12 protein-coding genes are annotated in these 17,871 nt (G+C 65.5%); 2 read left to right on the forward strand and 10 right to left on the reverse strand.

The features are described from left to right. Positions 1-2: 2 nt before the first annotated feature. Positions 3-2,213 (reverse strand): CTQ-dependent lysine 6-oxidase LodA, encoded by a 2,211-nt coding sequence (lodA, locus tag OX462_RS13950; RefSeq protein ID WP_070310388.1) that lies wholly within the window; start codon positions 2,211-2,213, stop codon positions 3-5. 288 nt (positions 2,214-2,501) lie between these two features. Here lodA and OX462_RS13955 point away from each other — a divergent pair, with 288 nt between their 5' ends. Next, the gene (locus OX462_RS13955; protein WP_070310386.1) at positions 2,502-4,007 is read left to right on the forward strand and encodes an anion permease; all 1,506 of its coding nucleotides are present in this window, start codon (positions 2,502-2,504) and stop codon (positions 4,005-4,007) included. On the opposite strand, the gene OX462_RS13960 is transcribed toward OX462_RS13955, so the two are convergent. The 7 genes from OX462_RS13960 to OX462_RS13990 form a co-directional block, all read right to left on the reverse strand. After that, entirely contained in the window at positions 3,998-4,378 is a 381-nt protein-coding gene (locus OX462_RS13960; RefSeq protein ID WP_070310384.1) for a hypothetical protein, read from the reverse strand. The genes OX462_RS13955 and OX462_RS13960 overlap by 10 nt on opposite strands. Positions 4,379-4,397: 19 nt before the next feature. Then, the gene (locus OX462_RS13965) at positions 4,398-6,938 is read right to left on the reverse strand and encodes an EAL domain-containing protein (RefSeq protein WP_409028702.1); all 2,541 of its coding nucleotides are present in this window, start codon (positions 6,936-6,938) and stop codon (positions 4,398-4,400) included. Further along, positions 6,935-10,612 carry a response regulator gene (locus OX462_RS13970; protein WP_409028703.1) on the reverse strand — a complete coding sequence of 1,226 codons (3,678 nt, stop codon included), beginning with the start codon at positions 10,610-10,612 and terminating at the stop codon, positions 6,935-6,937. Before OX462_RS13970 ends, OX462_RS13965 begins: the two co-directional genes overlap by 4 nt. A gap of 37 nt (positions 10,613-10,649) precedes the next feature. Beyond that, positions 10,650-11,807 (reverse strand): ABC transporter substrate-binding protein, encoded by a 1,158-nt coding sequence (locus tag OX462_RS13975; RefSeq protein WP_409028704.1) that lies wholly within the window; start codon positions 11,805-11,807, stop codon positions 10,650-10,652. A gap of 124 nt (positions 11,808-11,931) precedes the next feature. After that, positions 11,932-12,939, reverse strand: coding sequence for an NADP-dependent oxidoreductase (locus OX462_RS13980; protein WP_409028705.1), 1,008 nt, complete (start codon positions 12,937-12,939; stop codon positions 11,932-11,934). 36 nt (positions 12,940-12,975) lie between these two features. Beyond that, the gene (locus OX462_RS13985) at positions 12,976-13,785 is read right to left on the reverse strand and encodes an oxidoreductase (protein WP_409028706.1); all 810 of its coding nucleotides are present in this window, start codon (positions 13,783-13,785) and stop codon (positions 12,976-12,978) included. 91 nt (positions 13,786-13,876) lie between these two features. Further along, complete coding sequence (locus OX462_RS13990; RefSeq protein ID WP_409028707.1) at positions 13,877-14,503, reverse strand: TetR/AcrR family transcriptional regulator; 627 nt, start codon at positions 14,501-14,503, stop codon at positions 13,877-13,879. Between the two features lie 83 nt (positions 14,504-14,586). Between OX462_RS13990 and OX462_RS13995 the strand changes: the two genes are divergently transcribed. Beyond that, entirely contained in the window at positions 14,587-14,970 is a 384-nt protein-coding gene (locus tag OX462_RS13995; protein ID WP_409028708.1) for a gamma-glutamylcyclotransferase family protein, read from the forward strand. A 79-nt stretch (positions 14,971-15,049) separates the two neighbouring features. Here OX462_RS13995 and OX462_RS14000 read toward each other — a convergent pair whose 3' ends face one another. Together OX462_RS14000 and OX462_RS14005 are read right to left on the reverse strand one after the other, a co-directional pair. Further along, positions 15,050-17,002 carry an FTR1 family protein gene (locus tag OX462_RS14000; protein ID WP_409028709.1) on the reverse strand — a complete coding sequence of 651 codons (1,953 nt, stop codon included), beginning with the start codon at positions 17,000-17,002 and terminating at the stop codon, positions 15,050-15,052. A 151-nt stretch (positions 17,003-17,153) separates the two neighbouring features. Next, the gene (locus OX462_RS14005) at positions 17,154-17,858 is read right to left on the reverse strand and encodes a hypothetical protein (RefSeq protein ID WP_409028710.1); all 705 of its coding nucleotides are present in this window, start codon (positions 17,856-17,858) and stop codon (positions 17,154-17,156) included. Between the last annotated feature and the right edge of the window lie 13 nt (positions 17,859-17,871).

A 17,871-nucleotide genomic window follows, 5' to 3' on the forward strand; every position in this document is an offset into this window, starting at 1 on the left:
GCTCAATGGGAAAACCGGCGCCGGTTGGCCGGCATGATTTTCTTCGGCGTGTCATGCAGGGCCACTTGCGCGCCGCCGCTGGCAAACAGCTGCGAGGCCTTCTCGGGCGCCGTCTGCGGATCCTCGTCCTTGAGGAACCACGCGGGCAGGTAGTTGGCATCGTCGCCCGTGATGAAACTGCTGGCATTGCCGACCCCCACGCTGGCAGCCACGAATTTCGCGTGATTGCGCTCCTTTTCCACAAAGTACGGGTACTGGCGGCCCGATTCGGCATCCTCGTTCTGGTTCACGATGAAACCCAGGTAGTGCCAGGAGCTGATCATCTGCGAAAAACTGTTCATGCCGCGGCTGTACATCACCTGCATGCCGGCCGGCACGCCGGCGAGCGCCTGTTCTTCCTTGGTTGTGGCGCCATTGATGACGTTCCACGGGCTTTGCGGCGGCCACCAGTAGGCGTAGTAGGTGGGCGGCACGGGGATCATCGTATCGGGATTCTTGACGATATCCGGATTGTCGAAGTTGATCATCTGTACGGAGCAGTCATAGAAGTCGGCTTGCCATGGAATCGCCATGCGCTTGGTCAGGTCGCCCGGTTCGCAGCCGGTGCCGACGGTCGGATCGTTCCAGTCCAGCGGTTCGCATTCGTCGCGGCCCGGCGAGAGGCCGTTTTTGGCGTAGTCGGCATCCACGCGGTGCAGGATGGCGTACGGTTTTTCATAGATGATGGGGTTGCGCACGCTCCACGTCACTTCGATGCCAGGGCACATGGGTTCGCCGACGCAATTGCCGATGGTCGCGTGGTCGAGCGGGTCGATGCCCGGTAAGGCCAGGCCCGGCGCGTCGGGGGCGAATTTGCCGGCCGCCCATTGCTGCAAGGCAAAGTATTGCGTATCCGTCAATACCGAAAACTTGCTGATGACGTTGTTGCGCACGGAATTGCTGCCCGAATTCAGGGGCACGAGGGGTATGCCCGCGCCGGGATTGTCCGTGGTGGCGACGCTGAACAATTGCCCGCCCTGGCCGCCGGTAAAACCCGGCACCTGTTCCTTGGTCCCGGGCCGGATGGCCGATGGCTTGCGGAAATAACTGAGGAATTTCTCCCGCTGGGGCCGGTTCGCTTCCGAGGCATCGGCCACATCGAAGTTGGGGCGGATGAAGGCCGTCATCGACGGCACCGTCGCCACCCACTGGTAATCGCCTATCCTGGCGAGGAATGGCTGAATGTCCTGCGCGTAATTGACGACATAGTCGGGGTTCCAGCCATCGCTGCCGCTCCAGCGGGCCGCGTCATAGGCCTCGGGCAGCGCGTTCTTGTATTTGATGGCCATGTCGGCCACGACGTCATCCCAAGTGGAAATATTCACCAGTTCTGGCGCGAACTTCGGCGAACCGATGACCACCCAGGCTTTCAGCTCCACGGAGGGGCTGCCATCCTTGAAATGGATGGTTGCGCTGACGGGGCCGTCGGCCACGTCGTCATTCCACGTATCGCCGCCGCCGAAGCCCGTGATGCTTTCCGAGCCGCCGGCGCGGCCATAGGCGCCGATCACCAGCAGGTTGCCGCGCGAATCCGTGCGCATTTCGCCCAGGGTGCGCACCGGATAGCCTTGCGTGATGGCTTGCGGATCGGGGAAGGACACATGCTTGTACGCGCCGGCGCCGTCCTTGTCGAACTGGGCCTTGCCCAGCGGCGCGTCGAGGGTGCGCGGTCCCGGATCGACGATCAGTTTTTGCCGTGCCGCCTCTCCCGTGACGTCGCTGTTGCGCAGATTGGTCCAGGACGTGGGCGTGAGGTTCCAGGCGGGCGGCGTATTTTCCCAGGTTTCATAGCTGTTGTACGGGCCAAACATCAGGTCGCCCAGCAGGGGAATGAAGTTCCACCAGGCCGCCTTCTTGTTAGCCACGTGCACTGTCCACTCGATTTTGGCAATGCTCGGGTCTTGCAGGTCGACCAGGACTTTTTCCCCGGGACGTCCCGCCACGGACTTGTAGATGCGGAAACTGGCCGCCTGGCGCCGCACGCGGCCGGCCGCATCCTTGAACTGGGCAACGTGGACCGGCTTGCCGCCGGACAGCAACGGATCGTTATTGCCGTCCGCTTCGATCGGCAACCCGCCGATGGTTTCCGGCGCCAGATAGAACGAATCATGGCTGTTGCCCACGCGGGCAATGCCGATGGATGGGTGGATCGAGTACTGTTCCGTGCTATTCATCAAGTTTTCCCCTGAAAGGTTGGCAATCCTGGTGGCATATCTGGCGGCAGCTACGGGGAAAGATACAGAGAAAAATTGCCAAAAAAGTCACCCATTGTCACTGGCCGTCAATATATTCCGCTCCTGTGATAGCGCTCAAGTCAACGATTCGGCAATTTCCTGGCACGCGCACGCGTAATGGAGCGGGGCGGTTGCGTATGAGCTTGTATGATGTTGCTAAAAAGAATTATCACAAGCCGAGCGGGCGCCACTGCCCGTCCGGATGCCTGTCCAGTAAAGGAAATCATGATGTATAAAACAGTGCGCGACCTGTTCCTGCATTTCAAGGAAGCCGTCCCATTCCGCCTCGTCCCCGCCCTGATCTGCACCGCCTTGCTTGTCGGCATGCTATTGCTACCGGCGCCCGAAGGCTTGACGCCGAAGGCCTGGGGCCTGGTGGCGATCTTCCTCACCACGATACTGGCGATCATATTAAAAGTCATGCCGATTGGCGTGATGGCGATGATGGCCATCGTCATCGTGTCCTTGTCGCAGGTGACGTCGACCTCGTCCAAGGGCGCCATCACGGATGCGCTCAGCAGTTTCTCGAATCCTCTGATCTGGCTGATCGTCGTGGCGATTCTGATATCGCGCGGCCTGAAGAAGACGGGGCTGGGCAGCCGCATCGGCCTGCTGTTCATCTCGCTGCTGGGCAAACGCACCATGGGCATCGGCTATGGCCTGGCGATTTGCGAACTGGTGCTGGCGCCATTTACGCCCAGTAACACGGCACGCGGCGGCGGCATCGTCCACCCCGTCATGAAATCGATCGCCAACGCCTTCGATTCGGACCCGGCCAAGGGCACGGAAAAGAAGGTGGGCACGTATCTGGCCCTCGTCAACTACCATGCCAACCCGATCACCTCGGCCATGTTCCTGACGGCCACGGCGCCGAACCCGCTGGTGGTCGATTTCGTGGCCAAGGCCAGCGGCCAGAGTTTCCACCTGACGTGGACCACCTGGGCCCTGTGCATGCTGCTGCCGGGCCTGGTCTGCCTGCTGGTGATGCCTTTGATCATCTATTGGCTGTCGCCGCCGGAACTGAAAGCCACGCCCGACGCCGTCACCTACGCCAAGGCGCAATTGAAAGGCATGGGCCCGCTGTCGCCGCCGGAAAAAGTCATGCTGGGCACCTTCGCCCTCTTGCTGCTGCTGTGGGCCAACGTGCCCGCCATGCTGTTCGGCCCCGCCTTTTCGCTCGACGCGACGGTGGTCGCCTTTGTCGGCCTGTTCGTGCTGATCATTACCGGCACCATCGACTGGGACGACGTGCTGTCGGAAAAGAGCGCCTGGGACACTCTGGTGTGGTTCGGCGCCCTGGTCATGATGGCCGAGCAGCTGAACAAGACGGGCGTGATCGCCTGGTTCTCGGCCGGCATGAAGGCGGCGATTGTCGCCAGCGGCATGGACTGGCTGCCGATCGCCGCCGTGCTCGTGCTGGTGTTTGTCTTCTCGCACTACTTCTTCGCCAGCACGACGGCCCACATCAGCGCCATGCTGCTGGCCTTCCTGACGGTGGGCCTGCACCTGATTCCCGCCGAATACCACGTGCCGTTCATGCTGATGATGACGGCCGGCTCGGCCATCATGATGACCCTGACCCACTACGCGACGGGTACCTCGCCCATCATCTTCGGCAGCGGCTTCGTGACGATGGGCAACTGGTGGCGGGTCGGCTTCATCATGTGCGTGGTGGAACTGCTGATCTTTGCCGTCGTCGGCACGACGTGGTGGAAGGTGCTTGGTTACTGGTAAGGCAGCTCGCCGCGCACGACTTGCAGCAGATAGTCGCGCGCCGCGGCCTGTTCCATGCCTTTTTCCTGCAGCAGCGGCAGCAGGCGCTCAAACAGCTGGCGCCGCCGCAGCGATGGTTCGGACTTGTCGCGCCGGTCCGAAAAGAAATCCATCAGGGTCGAGCCGCACAGGCAATTGCGATAGACCTCGACGATGGCCACGTTGTTGTCATCGAAACTTTGCTTGAGCCCCGAGACATCCTGTCGCATCGCCCGTGTCTGCCCGATGAACTCGTGCGCCGTGGCGAAGACGCGCCCGCAGCAGGCGCAATGCTTGGGAAAGGCCGCTTCGGCCAGGGCGCGCAAGCCTTCGAAGAACAGCTGCTCCTGCATGATGGCTCCTGGCGGCGCGCTAGGCGGCGCGGTTGCTGATCTCGATGCCATGGGGGCCCCGCGGCGGCCGCTGCACGCCCGATTCGAAACGCTGGAAGGCTTCCAGCAAGTGGTCTTTCAGCAGGGTTTCGTCCCACGGCTTGGTGATGAATTTGTACACCGAGCCTTCGTTGATGGCCGCCGTGACCGAATGCAATTCAGGGTAGCCGGACAGCATCACGCGCACGATCTCGGGATAGACGCCCTTGATGCGGCGCAATAGTTCGTTGCCCGACATGCCCGGCATGCGCGCATCCGTGAGGATCACGCCCACCGCGTGCGAGGCGACCAGTTCCAGCGCTTCCTGCGGATTGGTGGTGCTGAGTATCTGGTAGCCTTCCTTGCGCAGCGAGCGGCGCAGGGCGGACAGGATATGCTCCTCGTCGTCGACCAGCAGCAGCACGCGCTGGGGCGCCACGGCATGGCAGCTCTCGGGCGGCAAATGGGTACCTGCATGCAGCATCAGATCCATCTCGGCGCCGGGCAGGGGGCGGCTGAAGTAATAGCCTTGCATGGCGTCGCAGCGGTTAGTATTGAGAAAACCCAATTGACCCTCCGTTTCCACGCCCTCGGCCACCGTGGTCAGGTGCAGGGACTTGGCCATGGCGATGATGGAGCGGGTCAGCGAAGCGCCATCCACGCTGTCGGTCACGTCGCGGATGAACGATTGGTCGATCTTGACCACGTCGATGGGGAATTGCTTCAGATAGGACAGGCTGGAATAGCCGGTGCCGAAGTCGTCCAGCGACAGGGTGACGCCGATTTCCTTCAGCTGCTCCAGCGCCCGCACCACGAGGTCGCGGTTCTGCATCAGCACGCTCTCCGTCAGCTCCAGTTCCAGGCAATGCGCCGGCAGGCCGCTGTCGTCCAGCACTGCGCGCACCAGTTCCGGCATGTCGACCTGGCGGAACTGGCGTGCCGACACGTTGACGGCCATCGTCAGGTGCGTAAAGCCGTAGGCATGCCAGACGCCCAGCTGCGCGCAGGCCGTGCGCAGCACCCATTCGCCGATGGGCACGATCATGCCCGTTTCCTCGGCGAGGGGAATGAAGCGGTCCGGCGGCACCAGCCCGATGCCGTCGCGGCGCCAGCGCAGCAGCGCTTCCATGCCATAAATCTTGCCGCTGGTGAGGTCGACCTTGGGCTGGTAATGCAATTCCAGCTCGCCCAGCGCCAGCGCCTGGTGTAGCGCGTGTTCGATTTCGGCCCGCTCTTCCACCAGCACGCCCATCTTGTGGTTGTAGAACTGGCAGCCATTGCGGCCCTTGTCCTTGGCGCTGTAGAGGGCCGCGTCGGCCGTCTTGAGCAGCATGTCGGCGCTGTCGCCGTCGGAGGGAAAGACGCTGGCGCCGATACTGGTGCTGACGTGCAAGGTATGTTCGCCCAGCACGACCGGATCGGCGAATAGTTCGAGTACTTTTTTCACGATCTCTTCGGCCGTCCCGATGTCGGGCAGGTCCGTCAGCAGGACGACGAATTCGTCGCCGCCCTGGCGGGCCACGGTGTCGCCTTCGCGCACGGCCAGCTTGAGCCGGCGGGCCACTTCCTGCAGCAGCGCATCGCCCACGGGGTGGCCATAGCTGTCGTTGACGAACTTGAAACGGTCGAGGTCCAGCATCAGGGTCGCCAGGTGCAAACGGGTGCGGCGCGCGTGGGCGATGGCCTGGCCGATGCGGTCGTTCAGCAACTGGCGGTTGGGCAAGTCCGTCAGCGCATCGTGGTTGGCCAGGTATTCGATGCGCCTTTGCTGCAGCTTGCGTTCCGTGATGTCCTGCACGGTACCGCGCATCAGCAGCACCTGATGGCCTTCGCGCACGGCTTCGGCCTGGTGAAAGACGATGCACTCGCCGCCATCGGGCTGCCGCACCTTGTGCTCCAGGCTGTAGCTGGTGCCGTTGGCATGCAGTTCCATGAAGGCATCGAGCAGCAGGGGCCGCTGGTCTTCGGGCAGGCATTGCAGCAAACGGTCGAAGCTGGTGGGGCCGGAATCGGCGGCCAGGCCCAGGATGCGCAGCAGTTCCGGCGACCAGTAGCCGTCGCCGCCGGTGCCCCGGTATTCCCAGTTGCCGAGGCGGGCCAGCGCCTGCGCGTGGCTGAGGCTTTCCTGGATGCGGCTCAGCTCGGTTAATGCGCTGCTGGCCCGCAGCAGGTAGCGCAAGCGGTGCGCCAGCAGCCGCCATTGCATCGGCTTGGAGATGAAATCGCTGGCGCCCGCTTCCAGTGCCTGCTTGATGGAGTCATCGTCATCGTTGCCTGTCAGTACGACGATGGGCACGTGCGCGCCGCCGGGCAGCCGGCGCAGCTGGGCGCAGCATTCGAAGCCGCTCATGCCGGGCATGGCGACGTCGAGCAGGATCAGGTCGGGCGCGCCGCGCTGGAAAGCGGCCAGCGCTTCCAGGCCGCTGGCCGCTTCCTCGATGCGGAAGCCTTCCGGCTCCAGCGCTTCCGTCACGAGGATGCGCGTCATGGTGTCGTCATCGACCACCAGGACCAGTGCTTGCGGGGGCTGTGCTGTATTCATGGGGTTTCCTTCTCAATGGCCAGGGCGGCGAGGACACGGTCGAGTTCTTGCTGGATGCCGCGGATATGCTGCAGCGCGCTGCCGACGTCATTGCCGCGCGCATATTGTTCGATTTCACGGCAGGTGGCCGACAAGCCCAGCGCGCCCACGTTGGCGCAGCTCGACTTGAGCGTGTGCGCCGCCAGCTGCAGCGCCGCGGCGTCGCTGGCCCCGGCCGCCACTTCCAGCTGGCCCAGCAGGCGCGGGGCGTCGCTGTAGAATAGGTCGATGATGCGGCCCAGCACGTCGGGACGGCCGGGGCGCCGCATGGCGCGCAGGTTTTGCAGGGCGGCCGCGTCGAGGATGGCGCTTGTTTCAGCCGGCGCCGCCGGGGCAGCCTGCGCCGGGACGGCTTCCGCCGCCGTCTCCACCGTCTCCGCTGCCGCCGACGGGCGCCAGCGGGCCAGCATGGCCAGCAGGGCGGCGCGCGTGTACGGCTTGGCGAGGTAGTCGTCCATGCCCGCCTCCAGGCACAGTTCGCGGTCGCCCAGAATGGCGTTGGCCGTCAGGGCAATGATGGGTGTGCGGCTGCGGCCTTGCTGGGCTTCCATGCGGCGCAGGCGCCGGGTCGCTTCGAAGCCGTCCATTTCCGGCATCTGGCAATCCATCAGGATCACATCGAACGGGTAGCGCTCCCACAGGGCCAGCGCGCGCCGCCCGTTGTCGGCCGGCGTGGCCTCGTAGCCCGTGTCTTCCAGCATGGCCAGGGCGATTTCCTGGTTGATCGCGTTGTCTTCCACCAGCAGCATGCGCAGCGGGGCCTGGCCCGGGGCTGCGCCAGCCGTATCCGGCGCGGCGGGCGGGGCCGACGTGGCAGGTATCGCAGCCGTCGCTGGCGCCAGGGTGCCGAAGCCGCCGACGGCCTCGATGCAGTGGCGCAATTCCAGCGCCCGCACGGGCTTGGTCAGGCAGTATTCCACGCCCAGCGCCGTCACCTGGCGCAGATCGGCCGAGGCGTCGATCGAACTGAGCATGATGATTTTCAGCGCCGCCATGCGCGCGTCGCCCTTGATTGCCCGCACCAGCTCGGCGCCATCCATGACGGGCATGCGCATGTCGATGATCGCCAGATCGAACGGGCGCCCGCTACGCAGCGCCCCTTGCAGCAGGTCCAGCGCTTCGGCGCCGTCGGCGGCGCTGGCGGCGGCCATCTGCCACTCGATCGCGTGCTGCAGCAGGATACTGCGGTTGGTGGCGTTGTCGTCCACGATCAGCACGTTCAAGGCATCGAGCGACACGCGCGGCGGCGGCGCCGCCGGCGCATCCTCGGGCGCCACCTCGCCCACGACGACGGTGACGGCGAAGCTGGAGCCCTGTCCCGCCACGGACTGGAGCACAATGTTGCCGCCCATCATTTCCGCCAGCTGCTTGATGATGGCCAGGCCCAGGCCCGTGCCGCCGTATTTGCGCGAGGTGGTGCTGTCGGCCTGGCGGAACGGCTGGAAGACGGCCGCCGCCGCTTCCGGTGCCATGCCGATGCCCGTGTCGCGCACTTCCAGGCGGATCTGGCCGGCAGCGGGACAGCCGACATCGACGGAAATTTCGCCCCGTTCCGTGAACTTGGTGGCGTTATTGAGCAGGTTGGTGAGGATCTGGCGCAGGCGCACGGGATCGCCGCGCACGTGCTGCGGCACGTCGGAGGCAACGCGGCAGGTAAATTCGATGGCCTTGCGCTGGATGCCGTTGGCAAACAGCGCCACCACATCGTCGATCACCTGGCGCAGGTCGAAGGGGATGTGTTCGAGCACCAGTTTGCCCGCCTCGATCTTGGAAAAGTCGAGGATGTCGTCGATGATGCTGAGCAGACTTTCGCCCGAACGGTGCACCGTGTGCACGAAACGCTGCTGCTTGGGGCTCAGTTCCGTGCGTTGCAGCAATTCCGTCATGCCCAGCACGCCATTCATCGGCGTGCGGATCTCGTGGCTCATCTTGGCGAGGAATTCCGATTTGGCGCGGTTGGCGGCGTCGGCCTCGGCCTTGGCCTGCGTCAGCGCCAGGTCGCGCTGTTCGACGTGCTCGAGCATGCCGTTGAAGCCCGTGATCAGTTGCCCCAGCTCATCGCTGCCGTGCTGCGCCACGCGCACCGACAGGGCCTTGCCGTCGCGGATATGCGCGATGGCGTAGGACAAACGCGCCAGCGGCCTGGCGATCGATGCGCTGATCAGGCCCGTGATGGCCACGCAGGCCAGCAGCAGCACCAGCGCGATGCCGAGGATCAGCACGAAGGCATGCCGCACGCCGTCGCGCACCTTGGCCACCGCCTCCTGCTGCTGCCCCGTGATGCGCGCCACTTGCTGCGCGGAATAGGCGGCCTGTTCGCGCTCGAAGGCGCGCACATGGTCGATGACCTCGTCGAGCGCCGTCTGGCTGTCCAGCACGCTGCCCTTGGCCTGCACCAGCCGCTGTCCCGAGCGCTCCACGGCGTCCAGGTAGGTGTTGACGACCCTCGTTTCGGCCAGCAAGCCCAGCTGGCCTATGCTTTGCTGTAGGGCCTGCATGGTGGCCATGTCGCGGTGCAGGGCGCTGATGCGCCGGGCGATATCCTGGCCCAGCCGGGTGACGTCGGCGGCGGCCGTGGCGAGCATGACTTCGCCCACGTCGATGCTGATGGCGTCGACGGCAAGGTTGATTTCACCGCTGGCATCCTCGATGCGGGCCGAGGTGCGCATGTAGCGGCCGGCCTCGGCCATCCGGGCGCGTCCGATGGCCAGCTGCAGTTCGATGGGATCGAGCTCCTCGGCCAGGCGCAGGTGGGCAGCGGCCAGGGCGGTGCTGGTCTGTTCCTTGAGCGCCGCATATTGCGCCTGCTGCGCCGCGCTGGCGCCGCCCTCGGCCAGCAGGCCGGCGCGCAGGGCCAGCAAGCCGGCGGCGGGATCGAGCATCTGGCGCGCCGTGGCCAGCAGGGTCGCCCGTAGCGTCTGCTGGGCGGGGCTGATGTCGCGCTCGCTGGTTCCCGCCAGGTGCGCGACGGCCGCCGTCAGCCGCTCGCGCAGGGGAGCGATGCGGAAACGGTTCTTCACGGCTTCCGTTTCGGCCAGCGCAATCTGCATGTCGTGGATGCTCTTGCGCAGGTCGGTCAGGTAGCGGGCATTCTGGTTCAGGCGCTGGCTTTGCAGCTGCACTTCGGCGGCCGTGGCCTGGGCCTGGCTGTCGACGACGCGGATCTTGCTGCGCGCGCCCTTGGCGGCGGCCTTGATCTGCGCCAGCACTTGCCGCATCTCCGTTGCCTGAGCCTTGTAATAGGCCTCGTTTTCCAGGCGCTTGCGCACGGCGACGCGCATGCGCTGGAATTCCCGTTCGAAGGCCGCGTGGTAGCGGGGCGCCTGCGATTCGCCATGGCGCCGCAAATCGTCGCTGATGCTCTCGGCGGCCTCGATATTGGCGCCGATCTTGTTCGATACCTGCTCCAGCTGCGCCAGGTCTTCCGCCTTGCCCAGCTCGAAAAAGTCCGACGCCATGTCCTGCACGGTATAACGCAGGCGCAACACATCCGTGTACAGCGGCACCGTCTCGTCGGTCAAGCCGTGGACATGGGTTTCGATGCCTTTCACCAGCAGCAGGCCGGCCGCCGCCATGGCCGCCACGCCGGCCAGCAGGACGGTGGTACTGATGATCAGCTTGGTCCTGATTTTCATGCCAGGCTCCAGGGCGGGCCGCAAAAATGGGCGCGCATCACTTCGCGCCAGGCGCCATATCCGCCGGAACGATCCTGCCGTCGGCGATGCGGGTCAGGAAAACGGCCGTCGACGCCTGGTGATTGTCCGGCCGCAGCGTTACCAGCATGCCGCCCAGATCGAGCCGGTCGAACGTTTCGAAACTGCGGATCAGGCGCTCGCGCGTGAGGTCGGCGCCCGTGCGGCGCAGCGCCGCCACCATCAGGGTGGCCGAGATGCAGCCTTCGAAACTGACGAAAGACAGCCTGGCCGCCGGCACGTGCCGGGCCAGCAGGGCGGCGCAGTCGGCGGCGATCGGCAACTGGCGGTCTTCCGGCAGGGGCACCACTTGCGAAATCACAATGTTGTTGCCTTCCGTGCCCAGCAGCTGCAGCAGGCTGTCGGTACCGACAAACGATACCGTGGCCAAGGCCGCCTTCAGCCCGGCCTGGCCCGCCTCGCGCACGAATGCGGCCACCGGCGTGTAGGGGCCGGCCATGATCACCGCTTGCAGGTCGTGGCCGATCAGGGCCGCCAGCCCCGCCTTGACGGCCGTCGTGCCGCGCTGGAACGATCCCTTGGCAACGAGTTCCATGCCGCGCCGCTGCAGCGCGCGCACGGTGCCGTCGAGCACGGCATTGCCGAAACCGTCGTCCTGGTACAGCACGCCAAAGCGCTTGATGCCCCGGCTGGCGAAGTACTGCACCAGGGCATCGGACTCATCGTCGTAACTGGCGCGAAAGTTGATGATTTCATGCACCACGGGGCGGCGCAAGGTCATCGCGCCCGTAAACGCGCCCACCAGCGGCACCTTCATTTCCTGCACAATCGGTATGACGGCGTTGGTGGTGGGCGTGCCCACGTTGCCGAACAGGGCGAATACCTGTTTTTCCTCGACCAGCCTGAGCGTTTCGCTGATGGCGCGGTCCGGATCGTAGCCATCGTCGGCCACCACCAGCTCGATGCTGCGGCCGTGGATGCCGCCGCTGCGGTTTGCTTCCAGGAACACGGCCGTCGCGCCGTCGAGCATGGCCCGTCCCAGGCCCGAGGCCGCGCCCGTTTGCGCATTGACCATGCCCAGCCGGATGTGCGTATCGGTGACGCCCGGTTCGGCGGCATGGACTATGCCGGCCACGAGAGCGATAGCGAGCCAGCAGCATTCCGGGGAAAAGCGCATGAGCTACCTTTATGGAGGTTGACCGGTATCAATAGGCATGGGGTTGACAACGAGTATGGAGGAAATTGCCAACAAAAAACTCACACATAGTCACGGCGCCCGAAGCCGTTGCGGCGCAGCTCGTTCAAGGCACGGTCAGCTGTATTACCACCTTGCCCCGTGCGCGTCCCTGCGCCAGGTAGGCCAGCGCCTGTTTGGCTTGAAGAAAAGGAAACACCTGGTCGATGACGGGGCGGATGGTGCCCGCCTCAAGCAGGGCGGCGATCTGCGCCAGCTGGCCGCCGTCGGGACGCACGAAGTGGAAGGCATAGCTGCTGCCGCGCCGCCGTGCCAGGCCCATGATCTTGCGGCTAAGCAAACCGAACACCAGTTTCAGCACCACGTGCATGCCGCGCGCGCGGGCAAAGGCCGCATCCGGCGGGCCGACCAGCGAGACGACGCGGCTGCCGGGTTTGACGATGCGCAAGGCTTTTTCCAGCCCGTCGCCGCGCACCGTGCCCAGCACGGCGTCGTAATCGCGCAGCACATCCTCGAACGGCTGTTGTTTATAGTCGACCACCTCATCGGCCCCCAGGCTGCGCACCAGTTCCACGTTCGCCGTGCTGGTGGTCGTGCCCACGCGGGCGCCCAGGTGCCTGGCCAGCTGGATGGCGAACGTGCCGATGCCGCCGGAACCGGCCGGGATGAACACTTTCTGACCCGGCCGCAGCTGCATGCGCTCATGCATGGTTTGCCACGCCGTCAAGCCCACCATCGGTATCGACGCCGCCTGCACAAAATCGAGGTTGGCCGGTTTCAGGGCGGCCGCCTGTTCGGGCACGACGGCAAATTCGGCCAGGCTGCCGTGCGGCGTGTCGAAAATGCTCGCATACACGGCGTCGCCGACCTTGAAGCGCGTGACGCCGCTGCCGACTTCCACCACCACGCCGGCCAGGTCGCTGCCCAGGGTGGCCGGCAAGCGCAGTTTTAATATGGGCTTGAAGTCGCCCCTGGGAATCAGGTTATCGATGGGGTTCAGGCCGACGGCGTGCACCCGCACCAGCAGTTCGCCGGGGCCGGGCGTGGGGCGGGGCAGGTCGGCAAACGCCACGTGATCGAGGCCGCCGTATTTTTTAAGTTGCAATGCTTGCATGATGTTCTCTCTGAATGCGGGAAAAAATGCTGGCGTTCAGGCCAGGCGCAGGTCCTTGCGCAAGCCGGCGTCCATCAGCGCGGCGGGCAGGAAACGGCGCATCAGGCGCAAGCGCGCCGCCAGCGGCCCGGCCGTGTAGCGCAATGTCGGCTCGCTTGCCTGGGCCGCCGCCAGGACCGTGTCGGCCACGACGCCAGGGTCGTCGGCGCCGGCCATCAGCGCTTGCAGCCGGCTTGTGACGGCCGCGCTGACTTGCCGGTAGGCGGACAGCGGCGTATCGGGCGCCAGCAGATTGGCTTCGAACGTGGTTTTCGTATAGGCCGGTTCGATGACGCTGGCGCGGATGCCCCAGCCGCGCACTTCATGGTCGAGCGATTCCGTGTAGCCCTCGATCGCGTGCTTGGTGGCCGAATACAGCGCGCCGTAGGGCATGGGCAAAAAGCCCAGGACGGAACCGATGTTTAGGATGCGCCCGCCGCCCTGGGCCCGCATGTGCGGCAGCACGGCCAGGGTCATGCGCACGACGCCGTAAAAATTCGTGTCGAAGATGGCTTGCGCCTGCGCCACGCTGCTTTCCTCGGCGCCCGCCGGGGCCACGCCGAAACCGGCGTTGTTGACGAGCAGGTCGATGCGGCCTTCGCGCCGCATCAGCTCGGCCACGGCGGCAGCGACGGACGCGTCGCTGGTGACGTCGAGCGCCAGCATCGTGTAGCCGACCGCATCGGCTTGCGCGCCGCGACGGCTGGTGCCGTACACCGTGTAGCCCGCCTGCGCCAGGCGTTGGGCCGTGGCCGCGCCGATGCCGGACGAGGCGCCGGTGACCAGGGCAATCTTGTTATTGTTCATGGCAGTTCCTTCAGTGGTGGATAGTGTTGAATATGATGATCGTCATATTTTTGTTTGAAAAAAAGCCCGGGACGGACCCGGGCCATGGGTGTTACGGCTGGTTTATGTCCTGAAACTGCGCCAGGGTGGCGGCGCACAGGGCGTCCGACAGCGCCGGTTCGTCGACGGCGCGCGCCAGGATGGTGGTGCCGATCATGGCGCACACCGTCGCCATGGCTTGTGCGTGCGCTTCCGGCTGGCCCCAGTTCGGCAGCTGGCGCGCGAACAGGTCGATCATTTCCTTGATGTGGATGGTGGCGGCGCGCCGCACCTCGGGCGCCTGGCGCGGCATTTCCGAACCCAGCGCCGAGACGGGGCAACCCACCTCGATGGCGGCGATGTGTTCGGGCGACAAGTAGGCGGCCAGCATGGCCTGAAGCGCCTGGCCGGGCGGGGCGGCGGCCGCCACCCTGGCCGCCAGCGCCACCGCTTCGGCGCCCGCGCGGTCGCCCGCTTCGGCCAGCAGGGCGTCGCGCGAGGCGAAGTGCGCATAAAAGCCGCCGTGCGTCAGGCCCGCTTCCTTCATGATGTCGGCCACACCCGTGCCCGCATAGCCGCTGCGGCGGATGGCGCGCGTGGCCACCTCGACGATGCGTTCGTGGGTGGCTTCCTTGCGGCTTTGCGCCGAAGGTTTCTTGTCAGATGATTTGTTGGATGAGTTATGCATGATGGTCATCATATCGCAGTTTTCAAAACCGTGCAGGGCCTGTGCCGACAAAGGCGTTACGATGCACGCTATCGACATGCGACCAGGAGCGACAGATGGCAACTATTCAAATGGCAACTATTCCAGCGGCAGCGACGGAACACCTGTTTTCCTACGGCACCTTGCAGCAGCCCGAGGTGCAACTGGCCACCTTCGGGCGCCTGCTCGACAGCCGGCCCGACCGCTTGCCCGGCTATCGTCTGGCGTTGCTGGCCATTGACGATGCGCAAGTGGTGGCGACCAGCGGCAAGACGCATCATCCGATCGCCTCGCGTGGCGCTGCGACCGATAGCGTGCCGGGCGCCGTGCTGGCCGTCTCGCTCGAGGAATTGCGGCAGGCGGACGGTTACGAGGTGGCCGACTACCGGCGCGAACGCGTGACCCTGGCGTCGGGCCTGCAAGCCTGGGCCTACGTGGATGCGCGCGATGCCGCTCCTTGAGCGGCATCGCAACAGGTGAATGGGGGAAAAGTGCGGAAGTGCCGGCACGGGCGGCTTACCCATGCCGGCTATTGCAAGGTCAGGCCAGCTTGCGCTTGCCTGCGGAGACGCGGTTCCAGCCATAGCCGGCGATGATGATGGCCACGATGGCCGCCTGCGCCAGCAGGGTTTCCGCCGTCGGCAGGATGCCCAGCAGGTCGATGCGCATGAAATCGACGGGGGTCACGCCGACCCAGCCCGCTTCCTGCAGCGCGGCCACGCCTTTGCCCATCAAAATCACGGCCAGCACGGCCACGAAGGCCGACGTCCACGAGAAGAACTCGCCGATCGGCATGCGGGCGCTGGTGCGCAGCAAGGCCCAGGCGATGACGACCAGCAGCACGATGGCCACCAGGAAGCCGCCCAGCAGGGCGCCGCCGTTGCCGTCCGCCGCCAGGGCGGAATAGAACAGCACGGTTTCAAACACTTCGCGGTAGACGGCGATGAAGGCCAGGGCGAACAGGCCCCAGGCCGAGCGCCGCGTCATGGCCGCCGTGAGTTTCTCGTGCAAATATTCCTGCCAGCGCCCGGCGCTGCTCTTCTGGTGCATCCACAAGCCCACGCTGAGCAGGACCAGGGCCGCGAACACGGAACCGAGACCCTCGCTCACCTCCCGGCTGGCGCCGCTGATGGTCACCAGATACGTCGCCGCCACCCACGTCAGGCCGCCCGCCACCAGGGCGCTGGCCCAGCCCGCATGCACGTAAGGCAGCACGTCGTTGCGCTTGGCCTTGCGCAGGAAGGCGATGATGCCGATGACGATCAGCAGCGCTTCCACGCCTTCGCGCAGCAGGATCGTCAGGGCGCCGACAAAAGTCGTCATCGGATCGGCCTTGGCATCGCCCAGTTCCGCTTCCACGTGGGTAAACAGTTGCTGCAGCTTGTCGCCGGCCGCCTCGGCGTCGGCCACCGTGCCCTTGGCAACGGCGGAGCGGTAGGCCAGCATGGCGTTTTCCACGGCCAGCAGCAGGGATTTGTTGCGCGCGCCGACCATCGGCTCGATCGGCTCGAAACCGTCCAGGTAGGCGGACAGGCCCAGGCGGGTGGCGGCCGCGCGGTCCCCCGCATGCATGGCGGCCAGGCTTTCGGCCAGGCGCATACGCGACAGGGCCAGGCCGGCAGGCTTGTGCGCCTCGGCCTTGTCAGGATGGCTGCGCAAGTATGCCGTCAAGGCTTGCGCCTCGTCCGCGCCCAGCTTGGCGGCCACGGCTTCCTGCGTCAAGGTCGTCACGGCGGCCAGGTCCGCGTACAGTTTTTTGCTGCGCGGATCGTCCTGCCACAGTTTTTCGCCGCGCGCGCTTGCCGCCGCATCGTGCGACATGCCGCCGATATAGAAGGCCAGGTCCCAGCGCTCGTTTTCGGACAGCTGGCCGAAACTGGCCATCGAGGTGCCCGCCACGCCCTGCGAAATGACCTGGTACAGGGCCATCAGGCTGCGCGACTGGGCCCGTTCGCCATCCGTGAAGGCGATCGGTTTCGGCTCCAGGCTGGCCGCCAGCGGACCATCGCCGCCGCCGGCCACGCCGTGGCAAGAGGCGCACTGGGCCGCATACAGGGCCGCGCCGCGCGCCAGGTTCGGCAGCACTTTCGGCGCCACGGGGATCGGGTAGGCGGCAATCAGCAAGCCGTTCGCGTGGTGCGCCAGGCGCTTGACTTCCACGCCATCGGCCTTGGCCACGACGGCTTTGCGCAGGTCGGCGATGGCGGCGGCGATGGCCGCCTGTGACGCGTGGGCGGGCAGGGCGGCGATCTGCGTCGTCGCGTTGTCGGTAAAGTCGAGCATTTCCGCGTATTCCGCCTCGCTGACCACCTTGCCGTGCTCGACGGCGCCGCTGTAGTCGACGGCAACGTAGTCAATCAATTGCCACAATTGCTTGGCGCCGGCGCCAGGATCGGCCGCTTGCGCCTGCGCGCCTCCGGCCAGCAACATGCTGGCAGCCACGAGCGGATAGCAGACCAGCCATCTCTTGATAGAAGTGAACATGATTCTCATTCTCATTTGTCGTTAACCCGGCGACTATAGGACAGACGGCGCAGGGTGTCAACGGCGCACGGGCGTGCGTGGGCGCAAAACAGCGCTGCCCTGGCCGATATTCCTGGCCAGTTGCCGCGTGTTTGCGCAATGGAACGAGGTAAATTGAGGGCTACTGCTTCGATGCCGGTTTGGCGTACAGACCCCTGGACAGGCCATTGTCCGCATCGTCGACTTTCAGGCCGCCATCGACGACGCGCAAGGCCAGCTTCTGGAATGCCTGGCCCCGCAGCCACTGCGCGTCGGTGACGGCGAACGCGGCGATGCGTTCCTGCGCGCGCACCGCCGGCACGGCCAGCCATTGATAGTCGGCTGTTGAACCCTGGCGGCGCAAGCCGGCGCGCACCCAGCGTTCCGACGCCGGCATGCGGACGATGGCGTCGCCGTTCGCCACGCTCACCGCCGTGGCCGTCTTGCCGCTTTGCGCTTCGAATTTTACCTCCACGCCGGCCATCGGCCCCACTTTGGGGAAGCCGACGATGGCCACCCACAGGCCCGCTTCGGCAGGTTTCTGGATGCGCATTTCCGCTTCCTCGAACACGCGGAACTGCGGCTCCTTGCCGCCGTTGCCCGTCACCAGGGTCACCGTGTCGCCGGCCACGCGCCATTCGCCGCTGGCTTGCTGGTCGGTATTGCCGTAGCTGAGCACCCATTCGAAGGTGCCGTCCTTTTTCAGCAGCAGCTCGGAACCCGTTTCCATGACGCCTTGCAGGTAATAATGCCCGGGCAGCGCGGATGGAGCCTGCTCGGCCGCGCCGGCGGCAAGCGGCCAGGCGAGGGCGGCGCAGGCCAGCAGGCCGGAAAGGGATTTTTTCATCGCGGTGTCCTTG

This window comes from Janthinobacterium aestuarii (assembly GCF_046113285.1).
Lineage (GTDB): Bacteria > Pseudomonadota > Gammaproteobacteria > Burkholderiales > Burkholderiaceae_D > Janthinobacterium.